The 15,781-nt window shown below is 53.2% G+C and carries 10 protein-coding genes, 2 tRNA genes, 2 rRNA genes and 1 pseudogene; all 15 read right to left on the bottom strand.

Annotated features, from left to right (window positions below; translation table 11 throughout):
- Positions 1 to 57: 57 nt before the first annotated feature.
- The 15 genes and pseudogenes from BSEL_RS00430 to BSEL_RS00360 all read right to left on the bottom strand — a co-directional run bounded on the left by BSEL_RS00430 (position 58) and on the right by BSEL_RS00360 (position 15,741).
- Positions 58 to 2,993 (bottom strand): 23S ribosomal RNA (locus BSEL_RS00430).
- A 188-nt stretch (positions 2,994 to 3,181) separates the two neighbouring features.
- A tRNA-Ala gene (locus BSEL_RS00425) sits at positions 3,182 to 3,257 on the bottom strand.
- Between the two features lie 25 nt (positions 3,258 to 3,282).
- Positions 3,283 to 3,359: transfer RNA gene (locus BSEL_RS00420), tRNA-Ile, on the bottom strand.
- A gap of 123 nt (positions 3,360 to 3,482) precedes the next feature.
- Positions 3,483 to 5,049: ribosomal RNA gene (locus BSEL_RS00415) — 16S ribosomal RNA — on the bottom strand.
- The 16S and 23S rRNA genes sit together here with 2 tRNA genes alongside, the layout of an rRNA operon.
- Before the next feature lie 394 nt (positions 5,050 to 5,443).
- Entirely contained in the window at positions 5,444 to 6,964 is a 1,521-nt protein-coding gene (lysS, locus tag BSEL_RS00410; protein WP_408643025.1) for a lysine--tRNA ligase, read from the bottom strand.
- Between the two features lie 168 nt (positions 6,965 to 7,132).
- Positions 7,133 to 8,131, bottom strand: coding sequence for a tRNA dihydrouridine synthase DusB (gene dusB, locus BSEL_RS00405; protein ID WP_013171056.1), 999 nt, complete (start codon positions 8,129 to 8,131; stop codon positions 7,133 to 7,135).
- Between the two features lie 34 nt (positions 8,132 to 8,165).
- A complete protein-coding gene (folK, locus tag BSEL_RS00400; protein ID WP_013171055.1) occupies positions 8,166 to 8,687 on the bottom strand; it encodes a 2-amino-4-hydroxy-6-hydroxymethyldihydropteridine diphosphokinase in 522 nt (173 codons plus the stop codon).
- Complete coding sequence (gene folB, locus BSEL_RS00395; protein WP_013171054.1) at positions 8,677 to 9,051, bottom strand: dihydroneopterin aldolase; 375 nt, start codon at positions 9,049 to 9,051, stop codon at positions 8,677 to 8,679. Before folB ends, folK begins: the two co-directional genes overlap by 11 nt.
- A gap of 24 nt (positions 9,052 to 9,075) precedes the next feature.
- On the bottom strand, positions 9,076 to 9,936 hold the full coding sequence (gene folP / locus BSEL_RS00390; RefSeq protein ID WP_013171053.1) for a dihydropteroate synthase: 861 nt from the start codon (positions 9,934 to 9,936) through the stop codon (positions 9,076 to 9,078).
- Between the two features lie 33 nt (positions 9,937 to 9,969).
- Positions 9,970 to 10,830 carry an aminodeoxychorismate lyase gene (pabC, locus tag BSEL_RS00385; RefSeq protein WP_013171052.1) on the bottom strand — a complete coding sequence of 287 codons (861 nt, stop codon included), beginning with the start codon at positions 10,828 to 10,830 and terminating at the stop codon, positions 9,970 to 9,972.
- Complete coding sequence (gene pabA / locus BSEL_RS00380) at positions 10,815 to 11,411, bottom strand: aminodeoxychorismate/anthranilate synthase component II (protein ID WP_013171051.1); 597 nt, start codon at positions 11,409 to 11,411, stop codon at positions 10,815 to 10,817. Before pabA ends, pabC begins: the two co-directional genes overlap by 16 nt.
- A 24-nt stretch (positions 11,412 to 11,435) precedes the next feature.
- Positions 11,436 to 12,857 carry an anthranilate synthase component I family protein gene (locus BSEL_RS00375; RefSeq protein WP_013171050.1) on the bottom strand — a complete coding sequence of 474 codons (1,422 nt, stop codon included), beginning with the start codon at positions 12,855 to 12,857 and terminating at the stop codon, positions 11,436 to 11,438.
- 159 nt (positions 12,858 to 13,016) lie between these two features.
- Positions 13,017 to 13,949 (bottom strand): annotated as a pseudogene (cysK, locus tag BSEL_RS00370) (cysteine synthase A).
- A 98-nt stretch (positions 13,950 to 14,047) separates the two neighbouring features.
- The gene (gene hslO, locus BSEL_RS00365) at positions 14,048 to 14,944 is read right to left on the bottom strand and encodes an Hsp33 family molecular chaperone HslO (protein WP_013171049.1); all 897 of its coding nucleotides are present in this window, start codon (positions 14,942 to 14,944) and stop codon (positions 14,048 to 14,050) included.
- 35 nt (positions 14,945 to 14,979) lie between these two features.
- Entirely contained in the window at positions 14,980 to 15,741 is a 762-nt protein-coding gene (locus BSEL_RS00360) for a type III pantothenate kinase (protein ID WP_041582047.1), read from the bottom strand.
- Positions 15,742 to 15,781: the final 40 nt, after the last annotated feature.

Here is a 15,781-nt window from a genome sequence, read left to right as displayed (position 1 = left end):
TGACGGGATCATGAATCCGTGTCTGTCCTTCGTGTGTTAATAAACTTCGCTTAACCTTTGGTTAAGCCCTCGATCGATTAGTATCACTCAGCTCCACATATCGCTATGCTTCCACACGTGACCTATCTACCTCATCGTCTCTGAGGGATCTTACTCACCGAAGTGATGGGAAATCTCATCTTGAGGGGGGCTTCATGCTTAGATGCTTTCAGCACTTATCCCGTCCACACGTAGCTACCCAGCGATGCTCCTGGCGGAACAACTGGTACACCAGCGGTGTGTCCATCCCGGTCCTCTCGTACTAAGGACAGCTCCTCTCAAATTTCCTACGCCCGCGACGGATAGGGACCGAACTGTCTCACGACGTTCTGAACCCAGCTCGCGTGCCGCTTTAATGGGCGAACAGCCCAACCCTTGGGACCTACTTCAGCCCCAGGATGCGACGAGCCGACATCGAGGTGCCAAACCTCCCCGTCGATGTGGACTCTTGGGAGAGATTAGCCTGTTATCCCCAGGGTAGCTTTTATCCGTTGAGCGACGGCCCTTCCATACGGTGCCGCCGGATCACTAAGCCCGACTTTCGTCCCTGCTCGACCTGTATGTCTCGCAGTCAAGCTCCCTTATGCCTTTGCACTCTGCGAATGATTTCCAACCATTCTGAGGGAACCTTTGGGCGCCTCCGTTACTCTTTAGGAGGCGACCGCCCCAGTCAAACTGCCCACCAGACACTGTCCCTGAACCGGATCACGGTTCGAGGTTAGAATTTCAGTACAGCAAGGGTAGTATCCCACCAATGCCTCCACCGAAGCTGGCGCTCCGGTTTCCAAGGCTCCTACCTATCCTGTACAAGCTGTACCAAAATCCAATATCAAGCTGCAGTAAAGCTCCATGGGGTCTTTCCGTCCTGTCGCGGGTAACCTGCATCTTCACAGGTAATATAATTTCACCGGGTCTCTCGTTGAGACAGTGCCCAAATCGTTGCACCTTTCGTGCGGGTCGGAACTTACCCGACAAGGAATTTCGCTACCTTAGGACCGTTATAGTTACGGCCGCCGTTTACTGGGGCTTCAATTCAGAGCTTCTCCCGAAGGATAACCCCACCTCTTAACCTTCCAGCACCGGGCAGGTGTCAGCCCCTATACTTCGCCTTGCGGCTTCGCAGAGACCTGTGTTTTTGATAAACAGTCGTTTGGGCCTATTCACTGCGGCTCCCCCAGGCTGTTCACCCTGGGGAGCACTCCTTCTCCCGAAGTTACGGAGTCATTTTGCCGAGTTCCTTAACGAGAGTTCTCCCGCGCGTCTTAGAATTCTCTTCCCGCCTACCTGTGTCGGTTTGCGGTACGGGCACCTGTTTCCTCGCTAGAGGCTTTTCTTGGCAGTGTAGAATCAGGAACTTCGCTACTGTAATTTCACTCGCGATCACAGCTCAACCTTACGGTTACGGGATTTGCCTCGTAACCAGCCTCACTGCTTCGACGCACACGACCAGCGGTGCGCTTACCCTATCTTCCTGCGTCCCCCCATTGCTCAAATGGAAACGTGGTGGTACAGGAATATCAACCTGTTTGCCATCGCCTACGCTTTTCAGCCTCGGCTTAGGACCCGACTAACCCTGAGCGGACGAGCCTTCCTCAGGAAACCTTAGGCTTTCGACGGAGGGGATTCCCACCCCTCTTTTCGCTACTCATACCGGCATTCTCACTTCCAGACGCTCCACATGTCCTTCCGGTCATGCTTCGCAGCCTCTGGAACGCTCCCCTACCCCGAACACCTTGCGGTGTTCAGCCATAGCTTCGGTGATACGTTTAGCCCCGGTACATTTTCGGCGCAGAGTCACTCGACCAGTGAGCTATTACGCACTCTTTCAATGATGGCTGCTTCTAAGCCAACATCCTGGTTGTCTAAGCAACTCCACATCCTTTTCCACTTAACGTATACTTGGGGACCTTAGCTGATGGTCTGGGCTGTTTCCCTCTTGACTACGGATCTTAGCACTCGCAGTCTGACTCCCGAGGATAAGTATTTGGCATTCGGAGTTTGACTGAATTCGGTAATCCTGTGGGGACCCCTAGTCCAATCAGTGCTCTACCTCCAATACTCTTCCCTCGAGGCTAGCCCTAAAGCTATTTCGGGGAGAACCAGCTATCTCCAGGTTCGATTGGCATTTCACCCCTACCCACACCTCATCCCCGCACTTTTCAACGTGCGTGGGTTCGGGCCTCCATTCAGTGTTACCTGAACTTCACCCTGGACATGGGTAGATCACCTGGTTTCGGGTCTGCAACCACGTACTTATTCGCCCTGTTCAGACTCGCTTTCGCTGCGGCTCCGCCTCTTCAGCTTAACCTTGCACGTGATCACAACTCGCCGGTTCATTCTACAAAAGGCACGCTGTCACCCATTAACGGGCTCCAACTACTTGTAGGCACACGGTTTCAAGATCTGTTTCACTCCCCTCCCGGGGTGCTTTTCACCTTTCCCTCACGGTACTGGTTCACTATCGGTCACTAGGAAGTATTTAGCCTTGGGAGATGGTCCTCCCGGATTCCGACGGGGTTTCACGTGTCCCGCCGTACTCAGGATCCACTCCGGAGGAGAGGGCGTTTCGGCTACAGGGCTGTTACCTTGTCCCGCGGGCCTTTCCAGGCCGCTTCACCTACGCTCTCTCTTTGTAACTCCAATGGAGTGTCCTACAACCCCGAAAGGCAAGCCTTTCGGTTTGGGCTGATTCCGTTTCGCTCGCCGCTACTCAGGAAATCGCATTTGCTTTCTCTTCCTCCGGGTACTAAGATGTTTCAGTTCCCCGGGTCTGCCTTCCATTACCCTATGGATTCAGGTATGGATCCCATCCCATTACGGATGGTGGGTTCCCCCATTCGGAAATCTCCGGATCAACGCTTACTTACAGCTCCCCGAAGCATATCGGTGTTCGTCCCGTCCTTCATCGGCTCCTAGTGCCAAGGTATCCACCGTGCGCCCTTTCTTGCTTAACCATTTTCCGCCTTGCGACGGACTTTCTTTTGGCGTCGTTTTAACCTTAACGTTTGAATTCAAGACACTCGGTTCCTCTCTATCTGAATAGGTTTCAAATAGTTGATTCACCGGTGATTCATGATGTTTCGTCATTTCGTTATTCAGTTTTCAAAGGTCACAACCCCACGCCTGAAGGCATGAGTGAAATTGGTGGAGCCTAGCGGGATCGAACCGCTGACCTCCTGCGTGCAAAGCAGGCGCTCTCCCAGCTGAGCTAAGGCCCCTTAAAACAAAGAAAAAACTCAATAATGGTGGGCCTAAGTGGACTCGAACCACCGACCTCACGCTTATCAGGCGTGCGCTCTAACCAGCTGAGCTATAGGCCCATCATGAGAATTCTTAATGTTGAAGGTATGGTTTTAACCCTTCAAAACTAAACAAAAACCAGAGGCAAAAGTAAAAAGGTTGAGCTTATCTGAAAACCGGAGGTTTCCAGCAAGTCTCCTTAGAAAGGAGGTGATCCATCCGCACCTTCCGGTACGGATACCTTGTTACGACTTCACCCCAATCATCTGTCCCACCTTCGGCGGCTGGCTCCAAAAGGTTACCTCACCGACTTCGGGTGTTACAAACTCTCGTGGTGTGACGGGCGGTGTGTACAAGGCCCGGGAACGTATTCACCGCGGCATGCTGATCCGCGATTACTAGCAATTCCGGCTTCATGCAGGCGAGTTGCAGCCTGCAATCCGAACTGAGAATGGCTTTATGGGATTGGCTTCACCTCGCGGCTTCGCAACCCATTGTACCATCCATTGTAGCACGTGTGTAGCCCAGGTCATAAGGGGCATGATGATTTGACGTCATCCCCACCTTCCTCCGGTTTATCACCGGCAGTCACCTTAGAGTGCCCAACTGAATGCTGGCAACTAAGATCAGGGGTTGCGCTCGTTGCGGGACTTAACCCAACATCTCACGACACGAGCTGACGACAACCATGCACCACCTGTCACTCTGTCCCCCGAAGGGGAAAATCCAGTCTCCTGGATGTTCAGAGGATGTCAAGACCTGGTAAGGTTCTTCGCGTTGCTTCGAATTAAACCACATGCTCCACTGCTTGTGCGGGCCCCCGTCAATTCCTTTGAGTTTCAGCCTTGCGGCCGTACTCCCCAGGCGGAGTGCTTAATGTGTTAACTTCGGCACTAAGGGTATCGAAACCCCTAACACCTAGCACTCATCGTTTACGGCGTGGACTACCAGGGTATCTAATCCTGTTTGCTCCCCACGCTTTCGCGCCTCAGCGTCAGTTGTAAGCCAGAAAGTCGCCTTCGCCACTGGTGTTCCTCCACATATCTACGCATTTCACCGCTACACGTGGAATTCCACTTTCCTCTCTTACACTCAAGTCTCCCAGTTTCCAATGACCCTCCACGGTTGAGCCGTGGGCTTTCACATCAGACTTAAGAGACCGCCTGCGCGCGCTTTACGCCCAATAATTCCGGACAACGCTTGCCCCCTACGTATTACCGCGGCTGCTGGCACGTAGTTAGCCGGGGCTTTCTCGTGAGGTACCGTCAAGGTGCCGCCTTATTCAAACGGCACTTGTTCTTCCCTCATAACAGAACTTTACGATCCGAGAACCTTCATCGTTCACGCGGCATTGCACCGTCAGGCTTTCGCCCATTGCGGATGATTCCCTACTGCTGCCTCCCGTAGGAGTCTGGGCCGTGTCTCAGTCCCAGTGTGGCCGATCACCCTCTCAGGTCGGCTACGCATCGTCGCCTTGGTGAGCCCTTACCTCACCAACTAGCTAATGCGCCGCGGGCCCATCCTGCAGTGAGAGGACGAATCCCCTCTTTTACATCGGCACCATGCGGTGCCAATGGTCATCCGGTATTAGCCTCATTTTCACGAGGTTGTCCCGGTCTGCAGGGCAGGTTGCCCACGTGTTACTCACCCGTCCGCCGCTCATTCCACTTTCGTCCACCCGAAGGCTTCAGAAAGCTTCCTGCGCTCGACTTGCATGTATTAGGCATGCCGCCAGCGTTCGTCCTGAGCCAGGATCAAACTCTCCAATAAAGTTGAGTTTGATGCGCTAGCATCATACCAGTATCGATGAAAACACTGGATTTTAATTGACGGGATATCTTATTCATATATCCCACTTTTTTTGCTTGGTTTTTGTTTAGTTTTCAAAGGTCAAAAATGTCTGTCGCTGTTTTGGCGACTTTATAAATATATCACCCGATGTTTTTTTCGTCAACACTTTTTTCAAAAACTTTTTAATTTTTGTTGAAGCATCTGTCCGAAGTCATTCGCTTCGGTGAAACGAAATCAATAACGAGCGACAAGAAGTAATATATCACGATCCCTTTCGTTCATGCAACTCTTATTTTAATATTTATCAATTATTTTTTACTGCAAAAGAAAAAGCCTCCGCAGATCTCACTGCGAAGGCCCCTGATCAGACAGATTAAGATTCCTGTTCGCCGGATGGCTGACTGTTTCTCATTTGCGGGAACAGCAGAACGTCCCGGATTGATGGTGAATTCGTCAACAGCATGACGAGACGGTCAATCCCGATGCCGAGTCCTCCGGTTGGCGGTAATCCATACTCCAAAGATTCAACAAAGTCTTCATCCATCATATGGGCTTCATCGTCTCCCTGCTCACGCTCGAGAAGCTGAGCTTCAAACCGGGCACGCTGATCAACAGGGTCATTCAGCTCAGAGAATGCATTGGCATGCTCCCGTCCGACAATAAACAATTCAAAACGATCCGTAAAGCGCGGATCCTCATCGTTCTTCTTCGCCAAAGGCGAAATATCAAGCGGGTGTCCGTAAACAAACGTCGGTTCAATCAGTTTCTCTTCAATGAAGTGCTCAAAGAATTCGTTCACAATGTGACCGAATTTCATCGTGTCTTTATGAGGCACGCCATGTTTCTTCGCAAGATCACGGGCTTCTTCATCGGTCATCTCCTGCCAGAAATCAACGCCCGTCTCTTCTTTAATGGCATCAACCATATGAAGCCGGCGCCATTTCGGCTCAAGATCAATCTCACTATCGCCATAATGCACTTTCGTCGTTCCAAGAACATCTTGGGCAATATGGGCGATCAGATTTTCAGTCAGTGCCATCACATCATGATAATCGGCATACGCTTCATACAGTTCGATCATGGTGAATTCCGGGTTATGGCGGGTCGAGACCCCTTCATTACGGAATACACGTCCGATTTCGTACACTTTCTCAAGGCCGCCGACGATGAGTCGCTTCAAGTGAAGCTCAATGGCGATTCGCATATAAAGCGTCATGTCGAGGGCATTGTGATGTGTGATAAACGGTTTCGCCGAGGCTCCGCCCGGAATGGCATGCATCATTGGCGTCTCCACTTCAAGATAACCGTGATCATCGAGGTAACGACGCATGGATTGCAGGATTTTACTGCGTAACACAAAGGTATCGCGCACTTCCGGATTCACGATCAGGTCGAGATACCGCTGCCGGTAACGCTGCTCCACATCCTTGAGGCCGTGATATTTATCCGGTAACGGACGCAGGGATTTGGTCAGCATTTCAAACGATGACACTTTAATCGACAGCTCGCCCACTTTGGTTTTAAAGAGAACACCCGATACGCCGACGATGTCTCCGATATCTGTTTTCGTAAACAGCTCATAGGCCTCGTCACCGACCTGGTCTTTACGGACATAAATCTGGATCTGCCCGGTCAGATCCTGCACGTGGGCAAATCCGGCCTTGCCTTTCCCGCGTTTGGTCATGATCCGGCCGCCAAGGGTCACCTTAATGTCCTTGTCCGCCAGTTCATCTTTCTCCACTTCTTCATAGTCGTCATGCAATGGCTGAGCCATATGTGAACGTTCAAACTTTGAGCCGAACGGATCCATGCCAAGGTCAAGGAGGTTCTGTAGTTTCTCTCTTCGCACCTGCAGCTGATCCGTTGCATCAAATTCATGTGTCACGATTACCATCTCCTTCTCTGTTTTCCTGCCTCTTCTGATTGATCTCTCTGCCGGGAGGACACCGGCTGTCGAACACTGACATGCAGTCTGAAAAAACTGCCAGCCGTAACTGACAGTCTCCATAATCTCAACGTATTATAGGAGAGTTTAACCCCCTTGTCAACTTTACCGGCTGTGTCATGATCCGCCGGCAGGTATCCGTTCCTGATCGAGCAGGCCAATCCTTTCCATGACGCCCGCCATCTCTTCGCGGGTTTCCATCTGATTGACCTGATCACGGAGCTTCGCCGCCCCGCGGATCCCTCTCATGTAATACGAAGCGTGCTTACGCATTTCTTTCACGGCGACACGTTCACCCTTCCAATCAATGAGGCGATCCATATGCAGAATCGCCACCCTCATCTTTTCTTCCGGTGAAGGCTCGGCGATGTTTTCGCCGGTTTCAAGGAAATGAATCGTTCTGTAGAGCATCCATGGATTACCGAGGGCTGCGCGGCCGATCATAACACCGTCTGCTCCTGTTTCCGTCATCATGCGTTTGGCATCTTCCGGGGTCTGCACATCGCCATTTCCGATAATCGGAATACCGACAGCCTCTTTGACCGTTTTGATGATGGACCAGTCCGCTTCGCCTTCATACATCTGCACGCGGGTACGCCCGTGCAGGGCAATCGCTTTTCCTCCCGCTGCTTCTACAGCTTTCGCATTGTCAACGGCGTAGACGGTATCGTCATCCCAGCCTTTGCGCATTTTGACGGTGACAGGCTTGTCGACTGCCTGTACGACGGCGTCGACCATCTCATAGATCCGGTCGGGATTTAACAGCCAGCGGGCACCTGCGTCACAGGACGTCACTTTCGGGACCGGACAGCCCATGTTGATATCAATAATGTCCGCGTTCGTCTGGGTGTCGACGATTTTCGCCGCTTCCACAAGGGTCTCTTTCGTCCCCCCGAAAATTTGCAGGCTGAGCGGCTTTTCCCGCTCAGCCACATACAACATATTGATGGAACGTTTATTCTGATGAAGAATCGCCTTGTCACTGACCATTTCCGCACAAACGAGTCCTGTGCCGAATTCTTTGGCAATCAGGCGAAAGGCAGGGTTGCATACCCCGGCCATAGGCGCGAGTACTACGGGATTCTTCAGGGTAATCTCTCCAATTGATAAAGTCATGTTGTCACCTCTTGATTGAAATAGCGGAATCCGTTCATGCATCCACGTCCGGCAGCCCGTCAGAAATCCGCTTGACGTCCGCTCTGTCAGCGCATCCTTTGAGGGCCTCGTGCAGTGTATCTTCGCATAGAGCAGGATCGTGATGGGCCACATCGAGAAGCGGAACCAGGACAAAAGCCCGCTCCATCATACGCGGATGCGGGATTTGCAAATGCGCCGTATCGACCGTATCGGTTCCGTGACGGAGGATATCGAGATCAATGGTTCGCGGACCCCACCGCTCCTTGCGCTCACGCCCCCCGTCCTGTTCAATCGACTGGGTCACGTTCAAAAGTGCTTCGGCAGTCAGCTTCGAGTGGAAGACCGCGACCATATTTAAAAAAGACGGCTGATCGGTCATGCCGACAGGGGCCGTCTCATAGATCGCAGAAACGTCCACCAGCGACAGGTCGGGGTGGTCGCTCAAGGCCTTCAGGGCTTTCTTCAGACAATCGATCCGCTCCCCCTGATTGGAGCCGAACGCGATAAAAGCATGCTTTGCCGCATCAGTGTGCATGGTGATCCCGGCTCCTTCTTACCTGAACGGCCACCGCATCATAATGCCCCGGGATCGGCGGGTCCGGCTTGGTCACCTTAACCGTGCAGGCTTCCACAAGATGAAACTTGCGGAGAATATCGTCTGCCACGCGGTTTGCCAGGGTCTCCACGAGGTTGACCGCTTCCCCTTCGATAATATCCCGGACCGTTTCATAGACGAGGGCATAGTTGACGGTATCTTCAAGGGCATCGGTCTCCGCCGCTTTCTTTGAATCCATCTCCATCAGCACGTCCGCTTCAAAACGCTGTCCAAGCTCGTTCTCCGCACGGTATGCTCCGTGATACCCGTAAAATTTCATGCCTTCGACAAACACTTTATCCATTCCCGTCAGTCCTTTCAAGACGCTTCATGCGCCACTTTTCTCCAGCGGCACCTGGCTTTTTCCAATCATCACATCCATCATTCTTGCCATGCGGCTCATCTCGAGGACGTCATGAACCCTGACGATGTCGCAGCCTTTCTCAATTCCAAGGCAAACCGTCGCACCCGTGCCTTCCACCCGCTCGTGCACAGGGAGGTTGAGCGTCTTCGCAATCAGAGACTTTCTTGACGTCCCGAGGAGCATCGGATAGCCAAGGTCCATAAAGGCATCGAGTTCACGCATCACCGTGAGATTATCCTCATACGTTTTGGCAAACCCGATCCCGGGATCAAGGATGATCCGCTCATCCTTCACCCCCGCTTCCTTGGCAATGCGGACACTCTTACGAAGATCTTCTTTCATATCCGTAATCAGATCCGTGTAATCCATCCGCTCGCGGTTGTGCATCAGGATAATCGGGACATCAAACCGTGCCGCAACTTCAGCCATTCCCGAATCGTAGCGGGCACCCCACACATCATTGATGATCGATGCACCCGCCTGAATCGCCGCTTCTGCCACGTCAGATTTGTACGTATCGATGGAGATCGGCACATCCACCACAGAACGGATGGCCCGAATCGCCGGTATGACCCGACCGAGTTCTTCGTCTGCCGGAACCGGTGTGGAACCGGGTCTCGTCGATTCTCCGCCAATATCAATGATATCTGCACCCTGCCGGACCATTTCCTTCGCACGGTCCTGCCATTCCTGTTCGGACTGGAACTTCCCTCCGTCAGAGAATGAATCGGGGGTTACATTCAAAATACCCATAATCAGCGTTTTGTCGGCAAAATTCAGTTCATAGCGGTCCCACTTCATCGTACTGAAATATTCCTTCATCATCTGTCACCTGCTCTTTCCGCTTGACACTGGGATTTACAGGCCGCACTCTCCGAGGGAATAAGCCTGCTTTTTATCAATCTCATACTGCTGTTTCAAGGCAAGAAGATGCGGATTCGTCTGACTGTCAAACGGGCGACCGTCAATGGCCGTCACCGGCACGATTTCCTGGATCGCATTCGTGACAAACACGGCCTCCGCCTGCATCATGTCCGCCGCGGTAAAAAACCCTTCCTGAAACGGCAATCGCTGTTTATCTGCATAATCAGCCACCCAGGCCCGGGTCACCCCCGGCAGGCAGCCTGTTTCAAGGGACGGTGTATACAGCGTATCTTTCTTTACCCAAAATACGTTCGACACAATCCCCTCTGATACATGGCCATCTGAGGTGAGCATCATGCCCTCGGTGCCCGGATCCTGACCGAGTTCCTGCTTGGCGAGCATGCTGTTCATATAATGGTGGGATTTCCGGCGGACCGCGCCTTCCGGGGTGTTCCGTGTCTGCGTCAGCACCCTGGCCTGCTTTGTTGCAGGCGGCGTCGGGGCATCTTTCACAAAAACGAGCTCCCCCGGTTCTTCATACGGTTCTGCCGTTAATCCGACACCGCCATGTCCGGCGGTGACATTCCAACGGAAGTAGAGATCCCGGTTCTTGTTGGCAGCCAACAACGCTCGAATTGTCTCAACCACATCCTGTCTGTCGTAGGCAGGAAGCTGGATATTCATCTCGTCCGCCCCTTCACGGAGGCGCTTCATATGTTCATCGAGTAAAAACGGGTGCCCATCGTACGTCCGAAACGTTTCAAACAGGCCCATTCCATACAAAAACCCGTGATCGAGAGGCGAGATTCTCGCCTCTTCCTCCGGGATGATCGTGCCATTTACTTTGATGTACATGGTGCTTCACCCTGCCGGTGCACGTCGAGAAAATTCCGGAGAAGCTGTTTCCCGGTATCCGTCATAATCGATTCCGGATGGAACTGCACGCCTTCAACGGCAAATTCCTTATGACGAAGGGCCATAATCTCCCCTTCCGCCGTCTCCGCCGAAATCTCCAGACAGTCCGGCAACGTCTCCCTCTTCACGATCAGGGAATGGTAGCGGGTTGCGGTGAACGGGCTCTCAAGCCCCTGAAAAATCGTCTTGCCGTCATGGAGAACCGGGGAGGTCTTGCCGTGCATCAGCCGCTCCGCCTGAACGACGTCGCCGCCAAATACCTGGGCGAGAGACTGATGGCCGAGACATACGCCAAAGACAGGGATCTTCCCGGCAAAATGCCGGATCACGTCCATGCTGATGCCCGCTTCATCCGGTGAACAGGGACCCGGTGAAATCATGAGAAAATCCGGCGCAAGGTCCTCAATCTCCTCAAGGGTCACCTGGTCATTCCGTTTGACCACAAGCTCTTCACCCATTTCACCCAAATACTGAACCAGGTTATACGTAAACGAATCATAGTTATCAATCATCACGATCATACTGCTTCCTCCTCTGCTCATTCTCTACTGACCGGACCACTCTGCTTCACTCTGTTCCTTCGCGTGCCAGAGCGCCTTTGCTTTTTTCAGGCACTCTTTGAACTCTGCGGACGGGTCGGAATCAATGACGATCCCCGCTCCGGCCTGAACATGGACATCGCCGTCCCTGATCACCATCGTGCGGATCGTAATATTGAGTTCCATATCCCCCTGAAAACCGATCCAGCCCATCGACCCCGTGTAGGCGCCTCTTCGGACCGGCTCGAGCTCTTCAATGATTTCCATCGTGCGGATTTTCGGTGCACCGGTGATCGTCCCGCCCGGGAACGTGGCGGCTATGACGTCGAATGCATCACAGTCATCACGGATTTGCCCTTTGACGTTCGAGACGATGTGCTGCACGTGGGAGTATTTCTCAATCACCATCAGCTCATCCACTTCAACGGTGCCAAAGGCCGAAACCCGCCCGAGGTCATTGCGTTCAAGGTCGACGAGCATAATATGCTCGGCCCGCTCCTTCTCATTTTCGAGAAGCGTTCTCGCAAGACGGTCATCGTCTTCCGGACTCTTCCCCCGTGAACGCGTCCCGGCAATGGGCCGGGTGCTGATCTCGTCACCCCTGATCTTGACGAGGAGTTCCGGCGAAGCGCTGACGTATGTTACGTCACCCAAGGACAGATAGCCCATATAAGGCGACGGATTGATCTCCCGCAGTTTGTCATACAAATGCTCAGGAGGGGTCTTCAGCGCCCGCGTCTCCCGGACAGACAGGTTCACCTGAAAGACGTCGCCCTGACGGATGTAGGTCTGAACCTGTTCCACAGCCTGCGAAAAGGCTTCTTCATCGAGGGAGCGGACAGGTGTATCCTCTGATTTTAGCACATCCTTTTTTTCGGAAAAAGTAAAAGACTCACCGGCATTCGCATGTCGCTGCCAGTCCCGGAGGAGCCCGGCGGCCCGGCTCGTATCATCCCTGTCTTTTGAAACGGCGATGGCATAGAGCCGCTCCGCCCGGTGATCGACGACATACAGCTCGTCAAAAGCAAGGAGCTCCACGTCCCGCGTATCAAGGTCATCCGCCGCCTCGGTGGGAATCGTCTCCACCTCGCGGATCAGATCGTAGCTGATCTGACCGATCAGTCCGCCCTGAATATCCGGAAGCACCGGATCCGCTTCGATTTGCCAATCCGCCATCCACGATCTGAGTGAGGCGAGTAGCGGTCCTGTGCGGGTCTCGTGTTTCCCGTGGCAATCGATATGAAGTCTCTCGTCTTTACCCGTCAATGTCGCAAACGGGGAGAGGCCCATAATCGAATAGCGCCCCCCGCGTCCGCTTTCAAGGAGCACGTGGCGGCCATCCGGCTGTATCATCTTTCGAAAGGTGGCATACCAGTCTTCCCCAAGCTCACTGAGGGACATGCTGATGCCTGTTGCAAACCTTGCCATAGTCTGGTTCCTCCGATGTCTGTTTGTTACTGATCTCCGTTACATTATACGGACGCAATCCGCTTCCGTAAAGGTTGACTTTTACAGACAGCTCACGGCGTTCCGTTTTCGTCAGGATAACATAAAAGCCGCAGACACGGGGTCTGCGGCTCATAGCGGTTATTCTTCTTCGTCGAACTGATAGAGAGGCGTGCTGAGGTAGCGCTCCCCGTTACTCGGGATGATCGCTACGACCTTCTTGCCTTTGCCGAGCTCTTTGGCCACTTTCAGCGCCGCGTAAATCGCTGCTCCGGAGCTGATGCCGCCCAAGATCCCTTCTTCTCTTGCCGCTTTTCTCGCATATTCAAAGGACTGATCCGTCGAAACCGTCATCACTTCATCATAAATGTCCGTATTCAGAATCGCCGGCACAAAGCCTGCACCGATTCCCTGGATTTTATGCGGTCCTTTTTTTCCGCCTGAGAGGATCGGGGAATCTTCCGGTTCCAAGGCCACAATGCGCAGGTCAGGGAATGATTCCTTCAGCACTTCCCCGGCACCGGTGATCGTACCGCCGGTCCCGATCCCTGAAATCAGGGCATCGAGCTGCCCGTCCACTTGAGCAAGGAGCTCTTTCGCCGTGGTCTCACGGTGGATCTTCGGGTTATCCGGGTTCTCGAACTACTGGGGCATGAAGTACCCCTTTTCTTCCTGCAGTTCTTTTGCTTTGGCAATCGCACCGCCCATTCCTTCAGGACCAGGTGTCAAAACGAGCTCCGCACCGTAGGCTTTCAACAGGTTGCGCCGTTCAAGGCTCATGGTGTCAGGCATGACAAGAACCGATCGGTAGCCTTTCGCCGCTGCGACCATGGCCAATCCGATTCCGGTATTTCCGCTTGTCGGTTCCACGAGGGTGTCGCCGGGCTTGATTTTACCCGCTTTCTCCGCTTCTTCCACCATCGACAGGGCAATCCTGTCTTTGACACTGCTGCCGGGGTTCATATACTCAAGCTTCAGATACACATCCGCATCCTGTTCACCTGTCAGCCGCTGCAGTTTGACGAGCGGTGTGTCCCCGATCAGATCTGTAATCGACTCTACCACTTTTGCCATTGAAGGTGCCCCCTTTTAAAACCAAGTTAATTGGTCTGTTTAATATAGTTTTATTGTACGTGTTTTCTTCTGTCCCGTCAATCGATAGCACGGCGGCCTTATTCAGGCTGTATCCCGTTTTTGCGGTTTGACAGAATCGTCTCGAGATCCGCTTTCGTAAACGTATAGATTTCATTGCAGAAATGGCACGACGTCTCAGCCCCTTCATCTTCGGTGATCATCAGCTCCAGCTCATCTTCCTGGATGCTGTAAAGGGCCGTTTCGATCCGTTCTCTCGAGCAGTTGCACTCAAAAGCCGTATCGAGCTTTTCGAGAATGCGGTGCGTCCCGCCGGAAAGGCGGGCGACGATGTCTTCCGGCGTCATCCCTTCAGACAGCATCTCCGTCACCGAAGGAAGCCCCTGAAGAATCCGCTCCACCTCATCAATGGTCGCGTCACTGGCCTCCGGCATCAGCTGCAGAATAAAACCGCCGGATGCCAGGACTTTCTCTTCCTCCCCGATCAGCACGCCCAGCGCCACCGAGGAGGGGGTCTGCTCCGATGAGGCGAAATAATACGTAAAATCATCACCGAGTTCACCGGATACAAGGGGAACACTGCCGGTGAAATAATCCTTCATGCCGAGATCCTTGACGACGGAAATATGGCCTTCATTCCCAACGACGGCACCTACGTTCAGTTTACCGTCTTCACGCCGCTCAGGGTCCACGTCGACACGGCCGACATACCCCCTCGCTTTCCCTTTCGCATTGGCATCGATCACCATCGGCGATGCCGGACCGTTTCCTTCGATTTTAATCGTCAGCTTTTCGTCACCTTTAAGCATGGAGCCCATCATGGTGCCTGCTGAGAGAGCCCGGCCGAGGGCAGCGGTAACCGTTCGCCACGTCTGGTGGCGCCTCGCTGCTTCGTCCGTCATGTCCGTTGAGTTAATCGCATATATACGCACCTGATCCTCATAGGCCAGGGCTTTCACTAAATAATCATTCGTCATTTGTCAGGGTTCTCCTTTCCATCATTCCTGTTCATTCAGGGCTGGCGTTCATCAAGAATTGCCAGTCCGTCGAGTGTTAAATGCGGATGAACGTGATCAATCAGGCGGGAGTGCTCACCGAGAATCACCGCGTGATCCCCCGTCGCCACCACGGTGGCTTCGCCCTGTTCATCCTTCATCCTTTGTACAATTCCCTCCATTTGGCCGAGGTAACCGTATAAATAACCGCTCCGCATCGCGTCGGTCGTATTGCGGCCAATGACGCTGTCCGTTGCCGTGAGGTCGATCTTCGGAAGCTTCGACGCTTTGTCATAAAGTGCGTCCATGGCAATGCTCATCCCCGGTGCAATGACGCCACCCACATACTGACGCTTTGCATTCACATAGCAGACCGTCGTCGCCGTCCCGAAATCAACGACAATCAAAGGCGGCGTATAGTGTTCGAGTGCCGCGACCGCATTGACAATCCGGTCACTCCCCACTTCTCTCGGGTTCTCCGTACTGATATTGAGCCCGGTCTTCACACCCGGACCGACGAATACCGGTTCAATCGCCAAATAGCGCGCACAGACCTGACGGATCGTCTCATCAAGGGGCGGCACGACAGAAGACACCATAATGCGCTTCACCTCAGACGTGAGGAGATTGTTCATCATGAATAACTGACCGAGGAGAACGCCGTACTCATCGACGGTTTTCTCATAGTCTGTCTGTACCGTCCACTCGGCGATCCGCGTCTGTTTTTTGTAGAGCCCGATCGAGATTGTTGTGTTTCCGATGTCCATCACCAGCTTCATCAGCATTGCCTCCTTATCGATGCAGGGCTTTCCCTTGCTT

The sequence above is a fragment of the [Bacillus] selenitireducens MLS10 genome, assembly GCF_000093085.1.
Taxonomy (GTDB): Bacteria; Bacillota; Bacilli; order Bacillales; family Salisediminibacteriaceae; genus Salisediminibacterium; species Salisediminibacterium selenitireducens.
The sequence above is the reverse complement of the archived record's forward strand: the minus strand, read 5'-3'. Positions and strand labels throughout refer to the sequence as shown.